General features: G+C 69.9%; 17 protein-coding genes and 1 pseudogene. 13 read left to right on the forward strand and 5 right to left on the reverse strand.

The genetic code is table 11. The features are described from left to right. Nucleotides 1–7: 7 nt before the first annotated feature. The 11 genes from IPK24_14080 (at nucleotide 8) to IPK24_14130 (ending at nucleotide 13319) form a co-directional block, all read left to right on the forward strand. Complete coding sequence (locus tag IPK24_14080; protein ID MBK8076653.1) at nucleotides 8–1216, forward strand: Dyp-type peroxidase; 1209 nt, start codon at nucleotides 8–10, stop codon at nucleotides 1214–1216. Between the two features lie 62 nt (nucleotides 1217–1278). Continuing rightward, entirely contained in the window at nucleotides 1279–4290 is a 3012-nt protein-coding gene (gene uvrA / locus IPK24_14085; protein MBK8076654.1) for an excinuclease ABC subunit UvrA, read from the forward strand. Nucleotides 4291–4300: 10 nt separating this feature from the next. Then, on the forward strand, nucleotides 4301–6310 hold the full coding sequence (uvrC, locus tag IPK24_14090; GenBank protein MBK8076655.1) for an excinuclease ABC subunit UvrC: 2010 nt from the start codon (nucleotides 4301–4303) through the stop codon (nucleotides 6308–6310). Next, nucleotides 6219–7169: an RNase adapter RapZ gene (rapZ, locus tag IPK24_14095; GenBank protein MBK8076656.1), complete on the forward strand. Its 951-nt coding sequence runs from the start codon at nucleotides 6219–6221 to the stop codon at nucleotides 7167–7169. Before uvrC ends, rapZ begins: the two co-directional genes overlap by 92 nt. Then, a complete protein-coding gene (gene yvcK, locus IPK24_14100) occupies nucleotides 7166–8149 on the forward strand; it encodes a uridine diphosphate-N-acetylglucosamine-binding protein YvcK (GenBank protein MBK8076657.1) in 984 nt (327 codons plus the stop codon). The genes rapZ and yvcK overlap by 4 nt, the downstream gene beginning before the upstream one ends. Before the next feature lie 125 nt (nucleotides 8150–8274). After that, nucleotides 8275–9255 carry a DNA-binding protein WhiA gene (gene whiA, locus IPK24_14105; protein ID MBK8076658.1) on the forward strand — a complete coding sequence of 327 codons (981 nt, stop codon included), beginning with the start codon at nucleotides 8275–8277 and terminating at the stop codon, nucleotides 9253–9255. Nucleotides 9256–9491: 236 nt separating this feature from the next. Beyond that, nucleotides 9492–10490: a type I glyceraldehyde-3-phosphate dehydrogenase gene (gene gap, locus IPK24_14110; GenBank protein MBK8076659.1), complete on the forward strand. Its 999-nt coding sequence runs from the start codon at nucleotides 9492–9494 to the stop codon at nucleotides 10488–10490. A gap of 120 nt (nucleotides 10491–10610) precedes the next feature. Then, nucleotides 10611–11819, forward strand: coding sequence for a phosphoglycerate kinase (locus IPK24_14115; protein ID MBK8076660.1), 1209 nt, complete (start codon nucleotides 10611–10613; stop codon nucleotides 11817–11819). 3 nt (nucleotides 11820–11822) lie between these two features. Next, nucleotides 11823–12617 carry a triose-phosphate isomerase gene (locus tag IPK24_14120; GenBank protein ID MBK8076661.1) on the forward strand — a complete coding sequence of 265 codons (795 nt, stop codon included), beginning with the start codon at nucleotides 11823–11825 and terminating at the stop codon, nucleotides 12615–12617. A 64-nt stretch (nucleotides 12618–12681) separates the two neighbouring features. Continuing rightward, nucleotides 12682–12927: a preprotein translocase subunit SecG gene (gene secG / locus IPK24_14125; GenBank protein MBK8076662.1), complete on the forward strand. Its 246-nt coding sequence runs from the start codon at nucleotides 12682–12684 to the stop codon at nucleotides 12925–12927. A 41-nt stretch (nucleotides 12928–12968) separates the two neighbouring features. Next, nucleotides 12969–13319, forward strand: a complete 351-nt coding sequence (locus IPK24_14130) for an RNA polymerase-binding protein RbpA (protein MBK8076663.1) — start codon at nucleotides 12969–12971, stop codon at nucleotides 13317–13319. 99 nt (nucleotides 13320–13418) lie between these two features. On the opposite strand, the gene pgl is transcribed toward IPK24_14130, so the two are convergent. The 5 genes and pseudogenes from pgl to IPK24_14155 all read right to left on the reverse strand — a co-directional run bounded on the left by pgl (nucleotide 13419) and on the right by IPK24_14155 (nucleotide 20049). Next, nucleotides 13419–14174, reverse strand: coding sequence for a 6-phosphogluconolactonase (pgl, locus tag IPK24_14135; GenBank protein MBK8076664.1), 756 nt, complete (start codon nucleotides 14172–14174; stop codon nucleotides 13419–13421). Further along, complete coding sequence (gene opcA, locus IPK24_14140) at nucleotides 14171–15190, reverse strand: glucose-6-phosphate dehydrogenase assembly protein OpcA (protein ID MBK8076665.1); 1020 nt, start codon at nucleotides 15188–15190, stop codon at nucleotides 14171–14173. Before opcA ends, pgl begins: the two co-directional genes overlap by 4 nt. Then, nucleotides 15187–16728, reverse strand: a complete 1542-nt coding sequence (locus IPK24_14145; protein MBK8076666.1) for a glucose-6-phosphate dehydrogenase — start codon at nucleotides 16726–16728, stop codon at nucleotides 15187–15189. Before IPK24_14145 ends, opcA begins: the two co-directional genes overlap by 4 nt. Next, nucleotides 16725–17884 (reverse strand): annotated as a pseudogene (gene tal, locus IPK24_14150) (transaldolase). Before tal ends, IPK24_14145 begins: the two are co-directional and overlap by 4 nt. Next, nucleotides 17881–20049 (reverse strand): transketolase, encoded by a 2169-nt coding sequence (locus IPK24_14155; GenBank protein MBK8076667.1) that lies wholly within the window; start codon nucleotides 20047–20049, stop codon nucleotides 17881–17883. The pseudogene tal and the gene IPK24_14155 overlap by 4 nt, the downstream one beginning before the upstream one ends. Before the next feature lie 406 nt (nucleotides 20050–20455). Between IPK24_14155 and IPK24_14160 the strand changes: the two genes are divergently transcribed. Both IPK24_14160 and IPK24_14165 read left to right on the forward strand, forming a co-directional pair. Further along, a complete protein-coding gene (locus IPK24_14160) occupies nucleotides 20456–21424 on the forward strand; it encodes a protoheme IX farnesyltransferase (GenBank protein ID MBK8076668.1) in 969 nt (322 codons plus the stop codon). A gap of 7 nt (nucleotides 21425–21431) precedes the next feature. Beyond that, nucleotides 21432–22415 (forward strand): cation transporter, encoded by a 984-nt coding sequence (locus IPK24_14165; protein MBK8076669.1) that lies wholly within the window; start codon nucleotides 21432–21434, stop codon nucleotides 22413–22415. Nucleotides 22416–22427 lie beyond the last annotated feature (12 nt).

Consider the following 22427-nt stretch of genomic DNA (forward strand, 5'->3'; position numbering starts at 1 on the left):
TCGTGCCATGACCGAGATCTCCCGTCGGGGGCTGCTGACCGGTTCGTCGGCAGCCCTCGCCGGGGGCGCCGTCGCTGCTGGCCTCGCGCTCGCTTCGACCCACCGCCCCAGCAGCAGCACCTCCGTCACCTCGCCAGAATCCTCCCCCTCCGATGAGGTGGTGCCCTTCCACGGTGTCCATCAGGCAGGGATCGCCACCCGCCCCCAGGCTTTCGGTGCCTTCCTCGGCCTCGATCTGGCACGCGGTACGAGCCGAGCAGACGTCGTCCGGCTGATGCGGGTCCTGACCGACGATGCCCGGCGGCTCACCCAGGGGCGTCCGGCGCTCGGTGACACCGAACCGGAATTGGCCACCCGGCCCGCTCGGCTCACCATCACCGTCGGGTTCGGGCCCGGGTTCTTCGACGCCACGGGTACCGCTGCCCAGCGCCCGGCCAGTGTTCGTGAGCTGCCGGCATTCAGCGGTGACAAGCTGCAGCCCCGGTGGGGTCAGAGCGATCTGGTCACCCAGATCTGCACCGACGATCCCACCACGCTGGCTCACACGGTGCGGATGCTCGCCAAGGACCAGCGGGCGTTCGGCACCCTGCGGTGGGTCCAGCGCGGGTTCGCCTCACCAGGGGCCACGGCCCGGGGCACGGCCCGCAATCTCATGGGCCAGGTCGACGGCTCGGTCAACCCCACACCCGGGACGGCAGCGTTCGACCAGGCGGTGTGGGCCTCCGGGCCGCGGTGGTTCTCGGGGGGAACCGTGCTCGTGCTGCGCCGGATCGCGATGCATCTCGAGACCTGGGATGCCTTCGACCGAGACGGCAAGGAACAGATCATGGGCCGTCGGCTCGACACCGGGGCACCGCTCACCGGAACCCGCGAGGAGGACGTCCCCGATCTGGACGCCGTCGACGACTTCGGCTTTCCGGTGATCGAACCGCTGGCGCACGTGAGGCTGGCCAAGGCCGCCACTGCGGCCGAGACCATGCTGCGCCGTCCGTTCAGTTACGACGAGGGCATGGACGGCGCGGGGGTGCCCGACGTCGGGCTGCTCTTCGCCGCGTTCCAGGCCGATGCCGACGCCGCGTTCGTCACGGTTCAGCGCCGGTTGGCGGGCAAGGACCTGCTCAACACCTGGATCACCCACATCGGTTCGGCGGTGTATGCCATCGCACCAGGGGTGGACGAGGGGCACTACCTGGGACAGACGCTGCTGGAGGGCTGAGCCGGGGCTGGTTCGGGGCTGGTTCGGGGCTGAGTCGGGGATTGTCGGTGGGCCCACCTAGCATGAGGAACGTGACCGATACTCTCTCCGGCCGCGCCTCCGATCGACTGGTGGTGCGGGGCGCCCGCGAGCACAACCTCAAGGACGTCTCGCTCGACCTGCCGCGTGACGCGCTCATCGTGTTCACCGGTCTGTCCGGGTCGGGCAAGTCCTCTCTGGCCTTCGACACGATCTTCGCCGAGGGCCAGCGGCGGTACGTCGAGTCACTGTCGGCGTATGCCCGGCAGTTCCTGGGGCAGATGGACAAACCCGACGTCGACTTCATCGAAGGGCTGTCCCCGGCGGTCTCGATCGACCAGAAGTCGACCAACCGCAACCCTCGCTCGACGGTGGGCACGATCACCGAGGTGTACGACTACCTGCGCCTGTTGTGGGCGCGGGCGGGCCGGCCACACTGCCCGACCTGCGGCGAGCCGATCCAGCGGCAGACCCCGCAGCAGATCGTCGACCGGCTGCTGGAGTTGCCCGAGGGCACCAGGTTCCAGGTCTTGGCCCCCGTCGTCCGGGAGCGCAAGGGCGAGTACGCCGACCTGTTCCGCGAGTTGCAGACCAAGGGGTTCGCGCGGGCTCGGGTCGACGGTGAGGTGGTCTCGCTGAGCGAGCCGCCGCAGTTGGAGAAGAAGCTCAAGCACTCGATCGACGTGGTGATCGACCGGCTGGTGGCCAAGTCCTCGGCCAAGCGGCGGTTGACCGATTCGGTCGAGACGGCGTTGGGGCTGGCCGGCGGCATCCTGACCATCGACCTGGTCGACGAGGCCGAGGGTTCCCCTGACCGGGAGCGCCGGTTCAGCGAGAAGATGGCCTGCCCGAACGAGCACCAACTGAGCTCGTTCGAGATCGAGCCACGCACCTTCTCGTTCAACAACCCGTTCGGCGCCTGCGCTCAGTGCACCGGCATCGGCACCAAGCTCGAGGTCGACCCCGAGCTGATCGTCCCCGACGAGGACCTGACCCTGGCCGAAGGCGCCATCGCTCCGTGGACCCAGGGGAGTGCCGACTACTTCACCCGGTTGATGGCTGCCCTGGGCGATGACCTGGGCTTCTCGATGGACACCCCGTGGCGGGCTCTGCCGCAGCGGGCCAAGCAGGCCCTGCTGCACGGCCAGAACCACAAGGTGCACGTGAAGTTCCGCAACCGGTTCGGTCGGGAGCGTTCGTACTCCACCGGTTTCGAGGGCGCGGTCTCCTTCGTCCAGCGTCGCCATTCCGAGACCGAGTCCGACTGGAGCCGGGAGCGCTACGAGGGCTACATGCGCGAGATCCCGTGTCCGGCCTGCCAGGGCGCCCGGCTCAAGCCGGAGTCGCTGGCGGTGCTGGTCGGGGGCCGTTCGATCGCCCAGGTGTGCGCCCTCCCGATCCGGGGGGCGGCCGACTTCCTCGGTGCGCTCGACCTCACCTCGCGCGAGCGGCAGATCGCTGACCGGGTGCTGAAGGAGATCCACGCCCGGCTGGGGTTCCTGCTCGACGTCGGGCTCGACTATCTCTCCCTCGATCGGGCGGCGGGCACGCTGTCCGGTGGCGAGGCGCAACGGATTCGGTTGGCCACCCAGATCGGCTCCGGCCTGGTCGGGGTGCTGTACGTGCTCGACGAGCCGAGCATCGGGTTGCACCAGCGCGACAACCGCCGGCTGATCGAGACCCTGACGCGGCTGCGCGACCTGGGCAACACGCTCATCGTCGTCGAGCACGACGAGGACACGATCCGGGCGAGCAACTGGGCGGTCGACATCGGCCCGGGCGCCGGCGAACACGGTGGGCAGGTGGTGCACTCGGGGTCCGTGGCCGAGTTGTTGGCCCACCCCGACTCGCTCACGGGGCAGTACCTGTCCGGACGTCGCGAGATCGCCCTGCCCCTGGTGCGCCGTCCGGTCGACAAGACCCGTCGGGTCACCGTGGTGGGCGCGCGGGAACACAATCTGGCGGGGATCGACGTCTCCTTCCCGCTGGGTTGCTTCGTCGCGGTCACCGGGGTGAGTGGGTCGGGCAAGTCGACCCTGGTCAACGACATCCTCTACACCGTGTTGGCCAACAAGCTGAACGGTGCCCGTCAGGTGCCCGGCCGCCACAAGAACGTCACCGGCCTGGAGCACCTCGACAAGGTGGTGCACGTCGACCAGAGCCCCATCGGTCGTACCCCGCGGTCCAACCCGGCGACCTACACCGGGGTGTTCGATCACGTCCGCAAGCTGTTCGCGCAGACCACCGAGGCCAAGGTGCGCGGCTACCAGCCGGGCCGGTTCTCGTTCAACGTCAAGGGTGGCCGGTGCGAGGCCTGCTCGGGTGACGGCACCATCAAGATCGAGATGAACTTCCTGCCGGACGTCTACGTGCCCTGCGAGGTGTGTCACGGGGCGCGGTACAACCGCGAGACGCTCGAGGTGCACTTCAAGGGCAAGACCATCGCCGACGTGCTGGACATGCCGATCGAGGAGGCCGCGGAGTTCTTCGCCGCGGTGCCGGCGATCTCCCGGCACATGACCACCCTGGCCCAGGTCGGTCTGGGCTATGTCCGGCTGGGGCAGCCGGCACCCACGCTGTCCGGGGGTGAGGCCCAGCGGGTCAAGCTCGCCGCCGAGTTGCAGAAGCGGTCCACCGGGCGCACCGTCTACGTGCTCGACGAGCCGACCACGGGGTTGCACTTCGAGGACATCCGCAAGTTGCTCGCCGTCCTGCAGGGCCTGGTGGACAAAGGCAACACGGTGATCGTCATCGAACACAACCTGGACGTGATCAAGAGCGCGGACTGGATCGTCGACCTCGGGCCGGAGGGTGGCTCGGGCGGCGGCCTGGTGGTCGCGGAAGGTACCCCCGAGCAGGTGGCCCGAGTCGAGGCCAGCCACACCGGACGGTTCCTCGCCCCGGTGTTGTCGGGCCGGGGAAAGCCGACCCGGAAGCCACCGGCCAAGCGCGCCGCCTCGGCGGAGACGTCCTCGTCCGGTTCGACGATCGGTACCTCGGGTGGACGGCGGACGGCGGCAGCAGCTCGGCCCCGCAAGGCCGCCGCCAAGGCCTAGGGTCGCCGCCGTGGCCAACCCGGCGAACTACCGACCCCGGCCGGGGGAGATCCCCGAATCGCCAGGGGTGTACCGGTTTCGGGACGAACACGGTCGTGTGGTCTATGTCGGCAAGGCCAAGAGCCTGCGCCAGCGGCTGACCTCCTACTTCGCCGACCTCACCACGCTGCACCCACGTACCCAGTCGATGGTGCTGACCGCGGCCTCTGTGGAGTGGACCGTGGTGGCCACCGAGGTCGAGGCGCTGCAGTTGGAGTACGCCTGGATCAAGGAGTTCGACCCGCGGTTCAACGTCAAGTACCGCGACGACAAGTCATATCCGTACCTGGCCGTGACCATGGGCGAGACCTATCCCCGGGTCCAGGTGATGCGCGGCGCGAAACGCAAGGGCACCAGATACTTCGGGCCCTATGCCCATGCCTGGGCCATCCGCGAGACGGTGGATCTGCTGTTGCGGGTGTTCCCGGTGCGGACCTGCAGCAACGGGGTCTTCAAACGGGCCGGTCAGGTGGGCCGCCCGTGCCTGCTGGGCTACATCGGCAAGTGCTCGGCGCCGTGCGTGGGCACCGTGGATGCGGCGGAGCACCGGCAGCTGGCCCAGGACTTCTGTGACTTCATGTCCGGTCAGACCCAACGGTTCCTGCGCCGCATCGAGCGTGACATGGCCGACGCCGCCGAATCGCTCGAGTTCGAGCGGGCCGCGCGGCTGCGCGACGATGCCGCAGCGCTGCGCCGCGCCCTGGAACGCAATGCCGTGGTGCTGCCCGATGGCACCGACGCCGACGTGTTCGGTCTCGCCGAGGACGATCTGGAAGCCGCGGTGCAGGTGTTCCACGTGCGGGACGGCCGGGTGCGCGGTCAACGGGGCTGGGTGGTCGAGAAGGTCGAGGATCTCTCCACGGCCGACCTGATCGAGCACCTGCTGCAGCAGGTCTACGGCGAGGCCGGTGACGTCGCAGAGGCCGGCGGCGCCGGTGGTGGCACCCCGGTACCGCGTGAGGTCCTGGTGCCCGAGGCGCCGGCCCAGGCCGACTTGCTCGAGGCCTGGCTGAGCCGGTTGCGCGGCAGCCGGGCGCACATCCGGACGCCACAGCGCGGGGACAAGCGTGCCCTGATGGAGACCGTGGCGCGCAACGCGAGCGCCGCGCTGGCGTTGCACAAGACTCGGCGGGCCGGCGACCTGACCACCAGAAGCGTTGCCCTGCAAGAGATTCAAGAAGCCCTGGGGCTCGCCGAGGCGCCGCTGAGGATCGAGTGCTATGACGTCTCGACGATCCAGGGCCAGCACGTGGTCGCCTCGATGGTGGTCTTCGAGGACGGCCTTCCCCGGACCTCGGAGTACCGCCGGTTCACGGTGCGCGAGGGCAGCGACGACCTGAGCTCGATCCATGAGGTGATCACCCGTCGGTTCCGTCGCTACCTCGAGGACCAGACCCGTCTGGCCGAGGAGCCCACCGTGGACGGCGAACCGGCCGAACGCCGCCGGTTCGCCTATCCACCTCACCTCGTGGTGGTCGACGGGGGCCAGCCACAGGTCGCCGCCGCGGCGCGGGCGCTGACCGAACTGGGCATCGGGGACGTGGCGCTGTGTGGGCTCGCCAAGCGGCTCGAGGAGGTCTGGCTGCCGGAACAGGATCTGCCGCTGGTGCTGCCGCGCAGCAGCCAGGGATTGTTCCTGCTGCAGCGGCTGCGTGACGAGGCGCACCGATTCGCCATCACCCACCATCGGCAACGGCGGAGCAAGGCGATGACCGTCAGCGAGCTGGACGCCGTCCCGGGTCTCGGCCCGGTGCGCAAGAAGGCGCTGCTGACGGCCTTCGGTTCGGTGAAGCGGTTGCGGGCAGCCGACCTGCAAGACATCGCTTCGGTGCCGGGAATCGGTCCGAGCGTGGCAGCATCGGTCATGGCGGCGCTCGGGGTGGGCACTGATGTCGGGGTGGGCAGCGAACTCGGGAGGGGTCCCGAGCAGCCGGCGGCGATGCCGGCATTCGACGCGGCGACGGGAGAGCTTCTTGAGTGAGAACGCGGAACTGCTGGTCATCACCGGGATGTCGGGGGCCGGCCGGTCGACCGCGGGCAAGGTGCTCGAGGATCTGGGGTGGTACCTGGTCGACAACCTGCCGCCGGCGCTGATCTCCTCCTTGGTCGACCTGGTCAGCAAGACCGCTCCCGAGGTGGGCCACCTGGCGGTCGCTGTCGACGTCCGGGGCCGGTCGTTCTTCTCGGCGCTGAACCAGGCCCTGGCCGAACTGGCCGAACGGGGGATCGGCCACCGGTTGCTGTTCCTGGACGCCGAGGACAGCGCTCTGGTGCGCCGGTTCGAATCCGTGCGCCGCCCCCACCCGTTGCAGGGCGAGGGCCGGCTGCTGGACGGCATCCAACGCGAACGTGAGCTGCTCACCGAGCTGCGGGGCCGGGCCGACACCGTGATCGACACCTCTCACCTGAACGTGCACCAGCTGTCGGCCAAGGTGGCGCAGGCCTTCGGTGACGCCGGCGGCCCAGGGCTACGGCTGACCGTGATGTCGTTCGGGTTCAAGTACGGCATTCCGCTGGACGCCGATCATGTCGCCGACGTGCGCTTCCTGCCCAACCCGTTCTGGATCCCCGAGCTGCGGCCACGGACCGGTCTGGACACCTCGGTGAGCAGCTACGTGCTCTCGCAGGAGGGGGCCAAGGAGTTTCTCGAGTACTACGCCCAGACCCTGCAGCCGGTGCTCGGCGGGTACGTTCGCGAGAACAAGCGCTACGCGACCATCGCTGTCGGGTGCACCGGGGGGAAGCACCGATCGGTGGCCATGGCCGAGGCGCTGGCGCGAATGCTCGGCGCGGAGGGCGTGCGCGCCACCACGGTCCATCGAGACCTGGGGCGGGAGTGATCGGGCGCAGTGGCCCGGGCGCTGTCGTGGCGCTGGGGGGTGGCCATGGTCTGGCTGCCTCGCTGCAGGCATTGCGCCACTTGACCGATCGGCTCACGGCGGTGGTCACGGTGGCCGACGACGGCGGCAGCTCCGGACGGCTGCGCCGCGAGTTCGGCGTGCTGCCCCCCGGCGACCTGCGCATGGCGCTGTCGGCCCTGTGTGAGGACGGCGAGTGGGGGCGACTGTGGCGTGATGTGCTTCAGCACCGATTCCACAGCACCGGCCCGATGGACAATCACTCCCTGGGCAATCTCCTGATCGTGGCCCTCTGGCAACGGCTGGAGGATCCCGTGGCGGGGTTGGACTGGGTGGGCCGGTTGCTCGGTGCGCGCGGCCGCGTGTTGCCGATGGCGGCCGTCCCGCTCGAGATCGAGGCTTCGGTGCGCGGTCTGGACGCGGCCGATCCGGACGCCGTACGCATCGTGCGTGGGCAGGTGGCCGTCGCCAAGACCGCCGGGGACGTCGCCGAGGTCCACCTGGTGCCCCGCCGGCCCCCGGCGTGTCCGGAGGCCGTGGCGGCTGTCCGTGACGCCGACTGGGTGGTGCTCGGGCCGGGCTCGTGGTTCACCAGCGTGCTGCCGCACCTGATGGTGCCCGAGCTGGCCGTCGCGCTACACGAGACCTCCGCCCGGCGATGCGTGACCATGAACCTCAGCGCTCAGGCCGAGACGCGGGGGCTGAGTGCCCAAGCTCACCTCGAAGTGCTCGCCGATCATGCGCCGGGGCTGACCATCGACCTGGTGTTGGCCGACCCCTCGGCTGTCGAGGACGCCGAGGCCCTCGACCGTGTCGCGCGCCGGCTCGGCGCCCGGCTGGTGATGCGCCAGGTCGGGCTGGGCGACGGTACCGCCCGCCACGACGCCCTGCGCCTGGCCGCCGCCTACCGCGATGCCTTCGCCGGAGTGGTCGGCGACGTGGTCCGCGAGGCCGGCCGATGACCCGAACCACCCCCCGATCAGCGCGCGTTGGGCGCAACGGGGGCCGAACAGTGGAGGCCCAGGATCGTCAATTGGGATCAGCAGCCCGGCCGTACGGCAGCGGAGGCGATGGCAGGATGTCAGCCATGGCTCTGACGGCGCTGGTGAAGGATGAGCTCAGCCGGCTCCCGGTGACGAAGCCCTGCTGCCGAAAGGCAGAGGTGTCCGCCACCCTGCGTTTCGCCGGTGGGCTGCACATCGTCAGCGGCCGGATCGTGATCGAGGCCGAGTTGGACACCGGGCATGCCGCCCGGCGCTTGCGCAAGGACATCGCCGAGGTCTACGGCCACACCAGCGACGTCATCGTGCTGGCTCCCGGGGGACTGCGCCGGGGCAGCCGGTACGTCGTCCGCGTGGTGCGGGACGGCGAGTCCCTGGCCCGCCAGACCGGTCTGCTGGACTCGCGCGGCAGGCCGGTGCGGGGGCTGCCCCCTCAGGTGGTCTCGGGAGCCACCTGCGATGCCGAGGCGGCCTGGCGCGGCGCCTTCCTGGCCCATGGGTCGCTCACCGAGCCCGGACGGTCCTCGGCGCTCGAGGTGACCTGTCCCGGTCCGGAGGCCGCGTTGGCGCTGGTCGGCGCGGCCCGTCGGCTCGGGGTGCAGTCGAAGGCCCGCGAAGTGCGCGGCATCGACCGAGTGGTGATCCGCGACGGCGACACCATCGGCGCCATGTTGATCCGGCTGGGGGCCCACGGCGCCGTGATGGCCTGGGAAGAGCGGCGGATGCGCCGCGAGGTCCGGGCGACCGCGAACCGGCTGGCGAACTTCGACGACGCCAATCTGCGGCGTTCGGCTCGCGCGGCGGTGGCCGCGGGGGCTCGGGTAGAGCGGGCACTGGAGATCCTCGGCGAGGAGGTGCCCGACCATCTGCGGGCCGCCGGCACCCTGCGGCTCGAACACAAGCAGGCCAGCCTCGAGGAGCTGGGCCAGCTGGCTGATCCGCCGATGACCAAGGACGCCGTCGCGGGCCGCATCCGGCGGCTTTTGGCGATGGCCGACAAGCGGGCGAGCGAGCTCGGCGTGCCGGGCACGGAGGCCAATCTCACCCCGGACATGCTCGACGCCTGACCGGTTCACCCACGAACACGACGACGCGCGGCCGACGAGACGTCGGTCACGCGACCGTGGGTTGAACAGTGTATGAAAACGTTCTGATGCGATCCGGCCGGGTGGACCTTCGGGACCATCGACCTGCACCTGCGAGCGCCGGGCCCGGTTGGGTCGTACGCAGGGGTAACCCATAGGGTTGCCGTATCTGACCACACGTAGCGACGCCGTCACCGGCGTCCAGGGAGGATCTTGACGTGACCGTTCGGGTTGGCATCAACGGCTTCGGCCGCATCGGCCGCAACTACTTCCGAGCTCTGCTCGCCTCGGGTGCGGACATCGAGGTGGTCGGGGTCAACGACCTCACCGACAACAAGACGCTCGCTCACCTGCTCAAGTACGACTCCATTCTCGGCCGGCTCGGCCTCGACGTGTCCTACGACGACGAGTCGATCACCGTGGGCGGCAAGTCGTTCAAGGCGCTCGCCGAGCGCGACCCGGGTGCGCTGCCCTGGAAGGAGCTGGGCGCGGACGTCGTCATCGAGTCCACCGGCCACTTCACGGACGCCACCAAGGCCAAGGCCCACATCGAGGCCGGCGCGAAGAAGGTCATCATCTCGGCTCCGGCCAAGAACGAGGACGCCACCTTCGTCATCGGCATCAACGACGGCGACTACGACCCGGCCAAGCACCACGTCATCTCCAACGCCTCGTGCACCACCAACTGCCTGGCCCCCATGGCCAAGGTGCTGCTGGAGGAGTTCGGGATCGTCAAGGGCCTGATGACCACGATCCACGCGTACACCAACGACCAGGTCATCCTCGACTTCCCGCACAAGGACCTGCGTCGGGCGCGTGCCGCCGCCACCAACATGATCCCGACCACCACGGGCGCCGCTCGGGCGATCGCCCTGGTGATCCCCGAGCTCAAGGGCAAGCTCGACGGGTACGCCATGCGCGTGCCGGTGCCGACCGGTTCGGCCACCGACCTCACCGTCGAGCTCGGTCGCGAGACCACCAAGGAAGAGATCAACGCGGCATACAAGAAGGCTGCCGAAGGCGCGCTGAAGGGCGTGCTGGAGTACACCGAGGACCCGATCGTCTCCAGCGACATCGTGACCTCGCCGGCCTCCTGCACCCTGGACGCCGGGCTGACCACCGTGCAGGGCAACCAGGCCAAGATCGTCGGCTGGTACGACAACGAGTGGGGTTACTCCAACCGTCTCGTCGACCTGACCAAGATCGTCGGCGCCTGATCCGTCCGCACGACCACAGCCACACTCGGGTGGGCGTGCGCCACGGCGCACGCCCACCCGACTGGCATCAGCACGTCACCACCCTGCAGCCACATCTCGCCGCAACTGGGAGCCGAAGTCATGACAACGCTGGACGACCTGGGTGACGTGCGCGGCAAGCGCGTCCTGGTCCGCTCCGACCTGAACGTCCCGCTCGACAAGCAGACCGGTACGACCATCACGGACGACGGCCGCATCCGGGCCTCGCTCCCGACGATCAAGGCGCTGACGGACGCCGGTGCAAAGGTCATCGTGGTGGCGCACCTCGGCCGGCCGAAGGGCGCCCCGGACCCCAAGTTCACCTTGGCTCCGGTGGCCGCGCGGCTGGGCGAGTTGCTCGGCAGCCCGGTGGCCTTCGCCACCGACACCGTGGGTCCGTCGGCGCAACAGGTGGTGGCCGACCTCGCCGACGGGCATGTCGCCGTGCTCGAGAACATCCGCTTCAACGCCGGTGAGACCAGCAAGGACGAGGCCGAGCGCGGCGCGTTCGCCGACCAGCTCGCCGCTCTGGCCGACGTCTATGTCTCGGACGGCTTCGGCGTGGTGCACCGCAAGCAGGCCAGCGTCTACGACGTGGCCCAGCGGCTGCCGCACGCCATGGGTGGTCTGGTGGCCGCCGAGGTGCAGGTGCTGCGCCGACTGACCGTCGACCCGGCGCGTCCCTACGTCGTCGTCCTGGGTGGCTCCAAGGTGAGCGACAAGCTCGGCGTGATCGCCAACCTGATGAACACGGCCGACAGGCTGATCATCGGTGGTGGCATGCTCTTCACCTTCTTGAAGGCGCAGGGCCACGAGGTCGGCACCAGCCTGCTCGAGGCCGACCAGCTCGACGTCGTGCGGGGCTACCTGGCCACGGCTGCCGAGAAGGGCGTCGAGGTCGTGCTGCCGGTCGACGTGGTCGCCGCGACCGCCTTCGCCGCCGACGCCGAGCACGACGTGTACGGCGTCGACGCCATCCCCGCCGACCGGATGGGCCTGGACATCGGCCCGCAGTCGGCTGCCCTGTTCACCACCAAGATCGCCGACGCGAAGACCGTGTTCTGGAACGGCCCGATGGGCGTGTTCGAGATGGAGCCCTACGCGGCCGGCACCAAGGCCGTGGCCCAGGTGCTGACCGAGGTCACCGCCAACGGCGGTCTCACCGTGGTCGGCGGTGGCGACTCGGCTGCCGCGGTGCGCAAGCTCGGCTTTGCCGACTCGGCCTTCGGCCACATCTCCACCGGCGGCGGCGCGTCGCTGGAATACCTCGAGGGCAAGACCCTGCCCGGCATCTCGATCCTGGAAGGTTGATTCGTGGCGACCACGCGCGTCCCGCTGATGGCGGGCAACTGGAAGATGAACCTGGACCACCAGCAGGCCACCCACCTGGTGCAGAAGCTGGCCTGGACGCTCTCCGACGGCAAGCACGACTACGAGCAGGTCGAGGTGGCGGTCATCCCGCCGTTCACCGACATCCGCTCGGTGCAGACCCTGGTCGACGGCGACAAGCTCGGCCTGAAGTACGGCGCACAGGACATCTCCGCACACGACTCCGGCGCCTACACCGGTGAGATCAGCGGGGCGTTCCTGGCCAAGCTCGGCTGCACCTACGCCGTGATCGGTCACAGCGAGCGCCGCGAATACCACGGTGAGGACGAGGCCGTGGTGAACGCCAAGGTGAAGGCGGCCTACAAGCACGGGCTCACCCCGATCATGTGTGTGGGCGAGGTGTTGGAGATCCGCAAGGAGGGCCGGCACATCGAGCACACGCTGGCGCAGGTCGTCGGTGGTCTCGAGGGTCTGCCCGCCGACCAGGCGGCCAGCATCGTCATCGCCTACGAGCCGGTGTGGGCCATCGGTACCGGCGAGGTGGCCACCCCGGCCGACGCCCAGGAGGTCTGCGGCGCCATTCGCACCAAGCTGGCCGAGCTCTACTCGGCCGAGCTGGCGGCCGGCGTCCGGGTGCTCTACGGCGGGTCGGTGAAGGCGAGCAACGTCGCCTCGATCATGTCCGAGCCGGACGTCGACGGCGCCCTGGTCGGTGGCGCGAGCCTGGACGCCGCGGAGTTCGCCTCGATCGCCCGGTACCGCAGCCACGTCACGGCGTGAGCTCTCGCAACTGCTGCGATGCGCCATGGCGGGAGCACGCCCGGACATCGCTTAGGCTGAGCGCATGACGGCGGCTCGAATCACGCTGCAGGTCCTCCTGCTGCTGACCAGTCTGGTGCTGACCTTGTTGATCCTGCTGCACAAGGGTCGTGGCGGCGGTCTGTCCGACATGTTCGGGGGCGGCTCGGCGTCGTCGCTGGGCTCCAGCGGCGTGGCCGAGCGGAACCTCAACCGGTTCACCATCGCCATCGCCCTGGTGTGGACGGTGGTCATCATCCTGCTCGGCGTGATGGATCGATTCGCCGCGTAATCGCGCGGTTCGGCAAGTTCTCGACCTGAGGAGGAACATCGGTGGCCAGTGGCAACGCCATCCGGGGGAGTCGTGTCGGTGCCGGGCCCATGGGCGAGGCCGAGCGGGGGGAGACGGCCCCCAGGTTCCGGGTGTCGTACTGGTGCGCCAACGGCCACGAGACCCAGCCCAGCTTCTCGGAGGAGGCCGGTGTCTCGCCGCCGGAGACCTGGGACTGCCCGCGCTGCGGCTTCCCGGCCGGTCAGGACCAGAACAATCCGCCCTCGGCACCCAAGAACGAGCCCTACAAGACCCACCTGGCGTATGTGAAGGAGCGGCGGAGCGACGCCGACGGCGAGGCCATCCTGGCCGAAGCCCTGGAGTCGCTGCGCAGCCGCAAGATCATTCGCTGACCCAACCCTCGGTGATCAGGTAATCCGTGCACGCTGCCCAGGCCGATCCATCGGCCGAACGGCGCAGAGGTGCACGGATTACCTGATCACCGAGGGGTTTCAGATCCGGGGTGCGGCGGCGCGATCCATCAGCCACAGGGTGCGGGCCCGGCCTCGGGCACCGGCTGCGGGAAGGGCCAACTCACCGGCCCCGGTCAACGCCGCGGCGGCCGCCGAGGCCTTGTCCGCTCCCGCGACGACCAGCCAGACCTCTCGCGCGGCCCGGATCGCCGGCATGGTCAGCGAGACCCGCTCGGGGGGCGGCTTGGGACTGCCCCGAACCCCGATCACGGTGAGTCCGTCGTCCACGCCGGCGTACAGGGCCGGGTGCTCGGGGAACAGCGAGGCCACGTGACCGTCCGGCCCCATGCCGAGCAGCAGGACATCGAACGAGGGAACCTCGGCGTGATCCTCCGGGCGGGCGTACTGCTTCAGGGTCTGGGCGTACTGGGCAGCCGCATCGTCGACGTCCACCGCGTGGTCGGAGGCCGGCATCTCGTGGATCCGCTCGGCCGGGATCGGCACGTGGTCCAGCAAGGCCTCTCGCGCCTGGGTGGCGTTGCGATCGGGGTGCCCGGTGGGCAGGAAGCGCTCGTCGCCCCACCAGACGTCGAGTGCCGACCAGTCGATCGCGTCACAGGCCGGACTGTTGCGCAGACAGGCCAGACACCAGATGCCGGTCCCGCCCCCGGTGAGCACGAGGTGCGCGTGCCCCCGCGCCGCTTGGACGTCGACCAGCCGGGTCACCAGCCGCGCCACCACGGCGTGAGCCAGGACGTCGCTGTCCCGATGGACGACAACAGTCGGCGCCGTCACGCCGTGGCCTCCGCTGCCGGCTTCTTGGTGGCCGCCGGTTTGGCTGCCGATCCGGCTGCCGGTTTGGTCGTGGGCTTGGTGGTGGGTTTGGTGGTGGGTTTGGCCGCCAGCAGGGCCATACCCTTGGTGATCACCTCGCCGTAGACGTCGTCCGGGTCGAGCCGGCGCAACTCCTCGGCCAGGCAGTCGCGATCGGCGCGGGGAGCCAGGGCGATGCGTCGTTCGGGCTGGCCCGGCTGAGTCAGGTGCGCCACGTGGCCGTCGGGGCGCACCAGATCGATCGGGCCGGAGGCGCGGTCCAGGTGTACCCCGGTCAACCCCGAGCCGGCCTGGGTGCGGATCCGCTTGACCGGGCACTTCAGGTAGAACGCCAACCAGGCCGCGAGCAGGTCGCCACTGGGGCTGTCGACCCCCGAGGTCACGGTGGCCGAACGCACCGGCTCGTAGGGCGGCTGATCCAGGGCGGCCGCGAGCAGGCCGCGCCACAACGTGATCCGGCTCCAGGCCAGGTCGGTGTCGCCCGGGCGATGGGTGGCGGATCGCTGGGCCAGAGCCCTGGCCGGCTTGGCGGCCATCGCGGCGTCGGTGATCCGGCGCTGGGCCATGGCACCGATCGGATCGGTCGAGGGTGTCTCGGGCGGGATCCCGGGCCACCAGGCCACGGTCGGAGCGTCGGGCAGCAGCAACGGCACCACCACGCTGTGACCGTGCTCGGCCAGCGGCCCGTAGAGCCGCAGCACGATCACCTCACTGGCCCCGGCGTCCCCGCCGACCCGGATCTGAGCGTCCAGCCGGTTCACCCCGCGTCGGGTGCCGCGCACGACGGTGATCACCCTGCAGGGATGCTCCCGGCTGGCGTCGTTGGCCGCGCCGATGGCCGACTCGGTCTCGCCGTCGTCGGTCACGATGACCAGCGTGAGCACCCGCCCGAGGGCGACCGCGCCGCCGCTGTCACGCAGCTCGACCAGTTTGCGGTTCAGCGCCGCCGTGGTCGTGTCGGGCAGGTCGATGATCATGGCCGCCTCCAGGAACGCCCGTCGCGGGCCATCATCGCGTCCGCCGAGGGCGGCCCCCAGGTACCCGAGCCGTACGGCTCGGGGGTGCCCTTGGCTGCCCAGAACTGGGTGATCGGGTCGAGGATCTGCCAGGACAGCTCGACCTCCTCGTGCCGGGGGAACAGCGGCGGGTCACCGAGCAGCACGTCGAGGATGAGCCGCTCGTAGGCCTCGGGGGAGGCCTCGGTGAAGGCCGAGCCGTACCCGAAGTCCATCGAGACGTCGCGCACCTCCATCTGGGTGCCCGGCACCTTGGCGCCGAACCGGATGGTCACGCCCTCGTCGGGCTGCACCCGGATCACGATGGCGTTCTTGCCGAGTTCCTCGGTGGCGGTGTGCTCGAACGGCAGGTGCGGCGCCCGCTTGAACACGACGGCGATCTCGGTGACCCGCCGTCCGAGTCGTTTGCCGGTGCGCAGGTAGAACGGCACCCCCGCCCAGCGGCGGGTGTCGATGTCCACCCGGATCGCCGCGAAGGTCTCGGTCGCCGAGGCGGGGGAGATGCCCTCCTCCTCGAGATAGCCGATCACCTTCTGACCGCCCTGCCACCCGGCCGCGTACTGACCGCGGGCGGTGTGCTTGGCCAGGTCGGGTGGCAGCCGGACGGCGCTGAGCACCTTCTCCTTCTCGGCCCGCAGGGATTGGGCGTCGAAGGAGACCGGCTCCTCCATCGCCGTCAGCGCGAGCAGTTGCAGCAGGTGGTTCTGGATCACGTCACGTGCCGCACCGATGCCGTCGTAGTACCCGGCCCGGCCGCCGATGCCGATGTCCTCGGCCATGGTGATCTGCACGTGGTCGACATAGTTGGCATTCCAGATCGGCTCGAACATCTGGTTGGCGAACCGCATCGCCAACAGGTTCTGCACCGTCTCCTTGCCGAGGTAGTGGTCGATCCGGAACACCGCGTCGGGCGGGAACACCGCCTCGACCACCGTGTTCAACTCGCGAGCCGAGGCCAGGTCGTGGCCGAACGGCTTCTCGATCACCACCCGGCGCCACTGGTCGCCGACCGGTTCGGACAGGCCCGAGCGCGCGAGTTGTTTGGTGACCACCGGGAAGAACTTCGGCGGGATCGACATGTAGAAGGCGCAGTTGCCCATGGTGCCGCGCGCCGAGTCGAGCTCGTCCACCACCTTGGCCAGCTCGTCGAAGGCGGCGTCGTCGCTGAACTCGCCCGGTACGAACCGGCAGCCCTCGGCGAGCTGGCGCCAGACGGCCTCGCGGAACGGCGTCCGGGCGTACTGGCGCACCGAGTCGTGCACGATCTGCTCGAAGTCCTGGTCGGCCCAGTCGCGACGGGCGAACCCGATCAGCGAGAAGCCCGGTGGCAACAACCCTCGGTGTGACAGGTCGTAGATCGCCGGCATGAGCTTTTTGCGGGCCAGGTCGCCGGTGACCCCGAAGAGCACCAGACCACACGGTCCGGCGATCCGCGGCAGCCGCTTGTCGCGCTCGTCGCGCAGCGGGTTGCGCCCCTTGGTGATGGCGGCAGGGCTCATTGACCGGACTCGCCCTCGTCGAGGGCGGCGGCTCGGGCGAGCTCGTCCGAGACGGTGGCCAGCAGATCGGCCCAGCTCTTGGCGAACTTGTCCACTCCCTCGTGTTCGAGGGTGTCGACGACCTCGGCGTAGTCGATCCCCAGCGCAGCGAGTCGGTCGAGCAACTCGGCCGCCTCGTCGTAGGTGCCGCGCACGGTGTCAGGGGCGGCGCCACCCTCGGTGGCGAGGGGGCCGTGGTCGAGCACGGCGTCGAGGGTCTTGCCCGGCATGGTGTTCACCGTGCCGGGTGCCACGAGTTCGCTGACGTACAGGGTGTCGGGATAGCTCGGCTCCTTGACCCCGTGGAGGCCCACAACGGGCGCTGCGGGCGCGCGCCCTCGGCGGCCAGGGTCTGCCACCGTGCCGTGGAGGTCACCTCCTCGAAGGCCTGGTAGGCCAACCGGGCATTGGCCAGGGCCGCCTCACCGCGGGCGGCGAGCGCCTCCGGCGTGGCCAGCGCGGTGAGCCGGTGATCGATCTCGGTGTCCACCCGGGAGACGAAGAACGAGGCCACCGAGTCGATCCGCGACAGATCCCGACCTGCCTGCAGCGCTCCCTCGAGCCCGTTGAGCCAGGCATTCATCACGGCGCGGTACCGGTCGAGGCTGAAGATCAACGTGACATTGACGCTGATGCCCTCGGCCAGGGCCGCGGTGATGGCGGGCAGCCCCTCGATCGTGGCGGGGATCTTGATCATGGCGTTGGGGCGGTCGACGGTGGCCCACAGCCGACGGGCCGTGGCGATGGTGGCCGCCCCGTCGCGAGCCTGCCGAGGGTCCACCTCGATCGAGACCCGGCCGTCGCGGCCGTCGGTCGCCTCGTAGACCGGACGCAACAGGTCGCACGCCGAGCGGACGTCGTCCGTGGTGATCTCGAAGACCGCCTGGTCGACATCCGCGCCCCGGGCCGCCAGCGCGCGCACCTGGTCGGTGTATCGGTCGCCCTTGGCCAGCGCCGTGGCGAAGATGGTCGGGTTGGTGGTGACCCCGACCACCCCGGCCTCGGCCACCAACCGGGCGAGTTCACCCGAAGCCATCAGCTCGCGGCTCAGGTCGTCCAGCCAGATCGAGACTCCGGCCGCGCTCAGCGCGGCGACGGCGGGGTTGGTCGCACTCATCGGGTCCCTCCCGTGGAATCGACGGATTGCAGGCTCTGCCGGGCAGCCGCCACGACCGCCTCGACGGTGAAGCCGAACTCGGCGTACAACCGGGCCGGGGCGGCGGAGGCACCGAAATGCTCCAGCGAGATGATCTGCCCGGCATCACCGACGACCTCGCGCCAGCCCTGGCCCACCCCGGCCTCGATCGAGACCCGGGCGCGTACGGCGGGCGGCAACACCTGGTCGCGGTACCCAGCGTCCTGGGCGTCGAACCATTCCCGACACGGCAGGGAGACCACTCGGGTGGCGATGCCCTCCTGCTCGAGCTGCTGGCGCGCCTCAACGGCGAGTTGCACCTCGGATCCGGTGGCCACCAACACCACGGCCGGGGCGCCGCCGGATGCCTCGGCCAGCACGTATCCGCCGCGGGCCACCCCGGCGGCGTCGGCGAACTCGCCGTTCGTGCGGTCGACGGTGGGCAGGTTCTGCCGGCTCAGGCACAACGCCGTCGGCCGGTCGGCGTGCTCCAGCGCCATCCGCCAGGCCCACGCGGTCTCGTTGGCGTCGGCGGGCCGGACGACGTCCAGCCCGGGGATCGCGCGCAGGCTGGCGATGTGCTCGACCGGTTGATGGGTCGGGCCGTCCTCGCCGAGGCCGATCGAGTCGTGGGTCCAGACGTAGGTCACCGGCAACTGCATCAGCGCGGCGAGGCGCACCGAGGGCCGCATGTAGTCGCTGAACACGAGGAAGGCACCGCCGTAGACCCGGGTGCCGCCGTGCAGGGCGATGCCGTTGAGGATGGCGCCCATGGCGTGCTCGCGGATGCCGAAGTGCAGCACCCGCCCGTACGGGTCGCCCTGACCCCACGCCTGCGTGCTGATCGAGGCCGGAAGGAACGAGGACTCGCCCTCGAGCGTGGTGTTGTTGCTCTCGGCCAGGTCGGCCGAGCCGCCCCAGAGCTCGGGCAGCACATCCTTGATGGCGTTGAGCACCTCGCCGGACGCCTTGCGCGTGGCGACGTCCTTGCCGGCCGGGAAGGTGGGCAGCGCCGCCGTCCAGCCCTCGGGCAGGCGGCGCTCGCGCAACCGTTCGAACAGGGCGACGCGGTCGGGGCCGGCTGTCGCCGACCACTGCTCGAACCGGGTGCTCCAGGCCGCGTGGGCGGCGGCACCGCGATCGCGGACGGCGCGAGTGTGAGCCAGCACGTCGTCGTCCACCTGGAAGGTCTGTTCGGGATCGAACCCGAGCAGGGTCTTGGTGGCCTGGATCTCGGCGGTGCCCAGGGCAGAACCGTGCGACTTGCCGGTGTTCATCAGGTTCGGGGCCGGCCAGGCGATCACGGTGTCCAGCACGATGAGCGAGGGGCGTCCGGTCTCGGCCCTCGCCGCCTGCAACGCGTCGAACAACGCCGGGACGTCCTCCCGGTAGGTCCCGGCCTTGCCGCTCTCCGGGCCGGCGCCGCCGGTCCAGTCGACGGTCTGCACGTGCCAGCCGTACGCGGCGTAGCGGGCGGCGGTGTCCTCTCCGAGCGCGACCTGGGTGTCGTCCTCGATCGAGATCCGGTTGCGGTCGTAGACCACCACCAGGTTGCCGAGCTGCTGCAGGCCGGCCAGGGACGACGCCTCACTGGACACGCCCTCCTGAATGTCGCCGTCCGAGGCGAGCACCCAGATGGTGTGGTCGAACGGGCTGCTGCCCGGTGCGGCATCGGGGTCGAACAGGCCGCGCTCGAATCGGGTGGCGTATGCCATGCCGACCGCGCTGGCCAGTCCCGACCCGAGCGGGCCGGTCGTGATCTCGATTCCGGCGGTGTGGCGCACCTCGGGGTGGGCTGGGGTCAGCGAACCCCAGGTGCGCAGTGCCTGCAGGTCGGCGAGCTCGAGGCCGTAGCCGGTCAGGTAGAGCTGGATGTACTGGGTCAGGCTGGAGTGCCCACAGGACAGGACGAACCGGTCGCGCCCGGCCCAGTGCGGATCGGCCGGGTCGTGCCGCATCACGTAGTGGTAGAGCAGGTGGGCGACCGGGGCGAGGCTCATCGCGGTGCCCGGATGGCCACTGCCGGCCTTCTGGACGGCGTCGGCGGCGAGCAGCCGGGCGGTGTCCACGGCGCGGCGGTCCAGCTCGCCCCAGGTCAGGCCGGTGCTCGGGCGGCCGTCGAGGCGCTGGTCGAGTTCGTGGTCGATGGTCACGTCAATCCTCGGCTCGAGATGCCGCCCGGTTGGCTGACCGGGTCGGCTGTCGGTGAAGTGGTGTCGCTGTGGGTGAGGGCTCTGGGGTAGCAGTCGGGCCGATGGTGCGCAGGTGTGTGTTCTCGGTCCGAGTCAGGTCCGACTTCAGTGAAGATCGACATCGGTCTTCATGCCCGGCCCCGGCCGGCTCTCCCAGGCCGGAGCCTACCCCGGAGGCCACGGCGATCTCCTGCGCAGATGTGGCGGACGCACCGTGCCACAGCGGCCGGTCCCGGCCTTCCGGCGCCGTCCCCACGCCGCCGATCGTGGCAACTGCGAGCCGTGGCACTCGATGCGGCGGGGGGCCGCGTAGAGTGAGTCCGTCCCACCAGCCCCGCCGGAACGATCAGCAAAGGACGCCGTGACGACCGTCGATCCCCGCGTACACGCGATCCCGTCGGACCAGGTGCGCCTCGAGTCCAGGCCGCGGCCGTCCTTCGCGACCATGGCCAAGGCCTACGTGGCCCTCACCAAGCCTCGGATCATCGAGACCCTGCTGGTGACCACCGTGCCCACGATGATCCTGGCGGCGGGTGGCCTGCCCTCGGTGTTCACCATGATCATGACGGTGGTCGGCGGAACGCTGGCTGCCGGCAGCGCCAATGCGCTCAACTGCTACTTCGACCGCGACATCGACGTCGTGATGAACCGGACCGCCCACCGGCCCCTGGCCACCGGGGTGATCGCGCCCCGGCACGCCATGGTCTTCAGTGTGCTGCTCGGCGCGCTGTCGATCGTGCTGCTCATGGTGACCGTGAACCCGCTGTCGGCGATGCTGGCCCTCGGCGCCATCCTGTTCTACGTCTTCGTCTACACCCTGCTGCTCAAGCGGCGGACATCGCAGAACATCGTGTGGGGTGGCGCTGCCGGGTGCATGCCGGTGCTCATCGGCTGGGCTGCCGTGACCGACAGCATCTCGTGGGAGCCACTGGTGCTGTTCGGTGTGATCTTCCTGTGGACGCCGCCGCACTACTGGCCGCTCTCGATGCGTTTCCGAGACGACTACGCGGCGGCCGGGGTGCCGATGCTGCCGGTGGTCGCCTCCGAGGTCACCGTGGCGCGCCAATCGGTGATCTACGCCTGGGCGATGGTCGCCTGTTCGCTGTTGCTGGTGCCGGCCACCGGGTTGATCTATGCAGGCACCGCCGTGGTCGCCGGGGCGATGTTCCTCCTGGAGGCTCATCGACTGCTCTCGCGGGCGAAGCGATCGGCCGCGGGCGCGACGGTGGTGCTCGCACCGATGCGACTGTTCCATCTCTCGATCACCTACCTGACGCTGCTCTTCACCGCCGTGGCGGTGGACCCCTTCTTGCGGATCACACTGTTCTGACGTCGCCATGACCGCTGACGGCCACGCGCACAGCCGGGAGCACGGGCACGATCACGGACACGACATCAGCCCCGATGCCGATCGCCGGTGGCTGTTCGCCGCCCTGATTCTGATCATGGTGTTCATGCTCGGCGAAGTGGTGGTCGGGTTGATCGCCGACTCGCTCGCGCTGCTCTCGGACGCCGCACACATGCTCACCGACACGATGTCGCTCGTGCTCGCGCTGATCGCCATGCGGCTGGCTCAGAGCCCGCCCCAGGGCGGATACACCTTCGGGTTGAAGCGTGCCGAGATCCTGTCTGCGCAGGCCAACGGCTGGACCCTGCTGCTGTTGGGCGCATGGTTGGCCGTCGAAGCGGTTCGGCGGCTGGTGAACCCTCCCCAGGTGGTCGGCAGTCTGGTGTTGGTGACCGCCGCCGTGGGGGTTGTGGTGAATCTGCTGGCCGTGGCCTGCATCTCGCGCGCCAACCGGTCCAGCCTCAATGTCCAGGGTGCCTTCCAGCACATCCTGAACGACTTGTTCGCCTTCCTGGCCACGCTGACGGCCGGAGTGGTCATGGTGCTCACAGGGTTCACCCGAGCCGATGCCATCGCGTCGTTGATCGTCGTCGTGCTGATGGTCACCTCCGGCTCGGGACTGGTACGTGCGTCGAGCCGGATCCTGCTCGAAGCGGCACCGGCGGGCATGGACGTCGACGCGATCGGGACCCAGTTGGTGGGCCTGCCCGCCGTGGTCGAGGTGCACGACCTGCATCTGTGGCAGATCACCTCGGGGCAGGCAGCACTCAGCGCGCACGTGATCGTGGCCGACCACGGCGACTGCCACGGCATCCGGACGGCGATCGAGGAGCTGTTGCGCACCGAGCACCAGATCGGGCACACCACGCTGCAGGTCGACCATCTCGGTGACCACGTGGCGGAGGCTGCCGATGCCGCCGCGACGTGCTGTGCCGAGACCCACGGCCCGATCCACCGGGCTGCACGGGCCTGAGTCCCGCCTCTT

The organism is Kineosporiaceae bacterium, from assembly GCA_016713225.1.
Classification (GTDB): Bacteria; Actinomycetota; Actinomycetes; order Actinomycetales; family Kineosporiaceae; genus JADJPO01.

What these genes read in the sequence shown, in the direction of transcription:
- IPK24_14115 (MBK8076660.1), top strand. Translation starts at nt 10,611, where the DNA reads ATGACAACGCTGGACGACCTGGGTGACGTGCGCGGCAAGCGCGTCCTG.
- whiA (MBK8076658.1), top strand. Translation starts at nt 8,275, where the DNA reads ATGGCTCTGACGGCGCTGGTGAAGGATGAGCTCAGCCGGCTCCCGGTG.
- rapZ (MBK8076656.1), top strand. Translation starts at nt 6,219, where the DNA reads ATGTCGGGGTGGGCAGCGAACTCGGGAGGGGTCCCGAGCAGCCGGCGG.
- IPK24_14165 (MBK8076669.1), top strand. Translation starts at nt 21,432, where the DNA reads ATGACCGCTGACGGCCACGCGCACAGCCGGGAGCACGGGCACGATCAC.
- IPK24_14080 (MBK8076653.1), top strand. Translation starts at nt 8, where the DNA reads ATGACCGAGATCTCCCGTCGGGGGCTGCTGACCGGTTCGTCGGCAGCC.
- IPK24_14145 (MBK8076666.1), bottom strand. Translation starts at nt 16,728, where the DNA reads ATGAGCCCTGCCGCCATCACCAAGGGGCGCAACCCGCTGCGCGACGAG.
- opcA (MBK8076665.1), bottom strand. Translation starts at nt 15,190, where the DNA reads ATGATCATCGACCTGCCCGACACGACCACGGCGGCGCTGAACCGCAAA.
- secG (MBK8076662.1), top strand. Translation starts at nt 12,682, where the DNA reads ATGACGGCGGCTCGAATCACGCTGCAGGTCCTCCTGCTGCTGACCAGT.
- uvrA (MBK8076654.1), top strand. Translation starts at nt 1,279, where the DNA reads ATGAGGAACGTGACCGATACTCTCTCCGGCCGCGCCTCCGATCGACTG.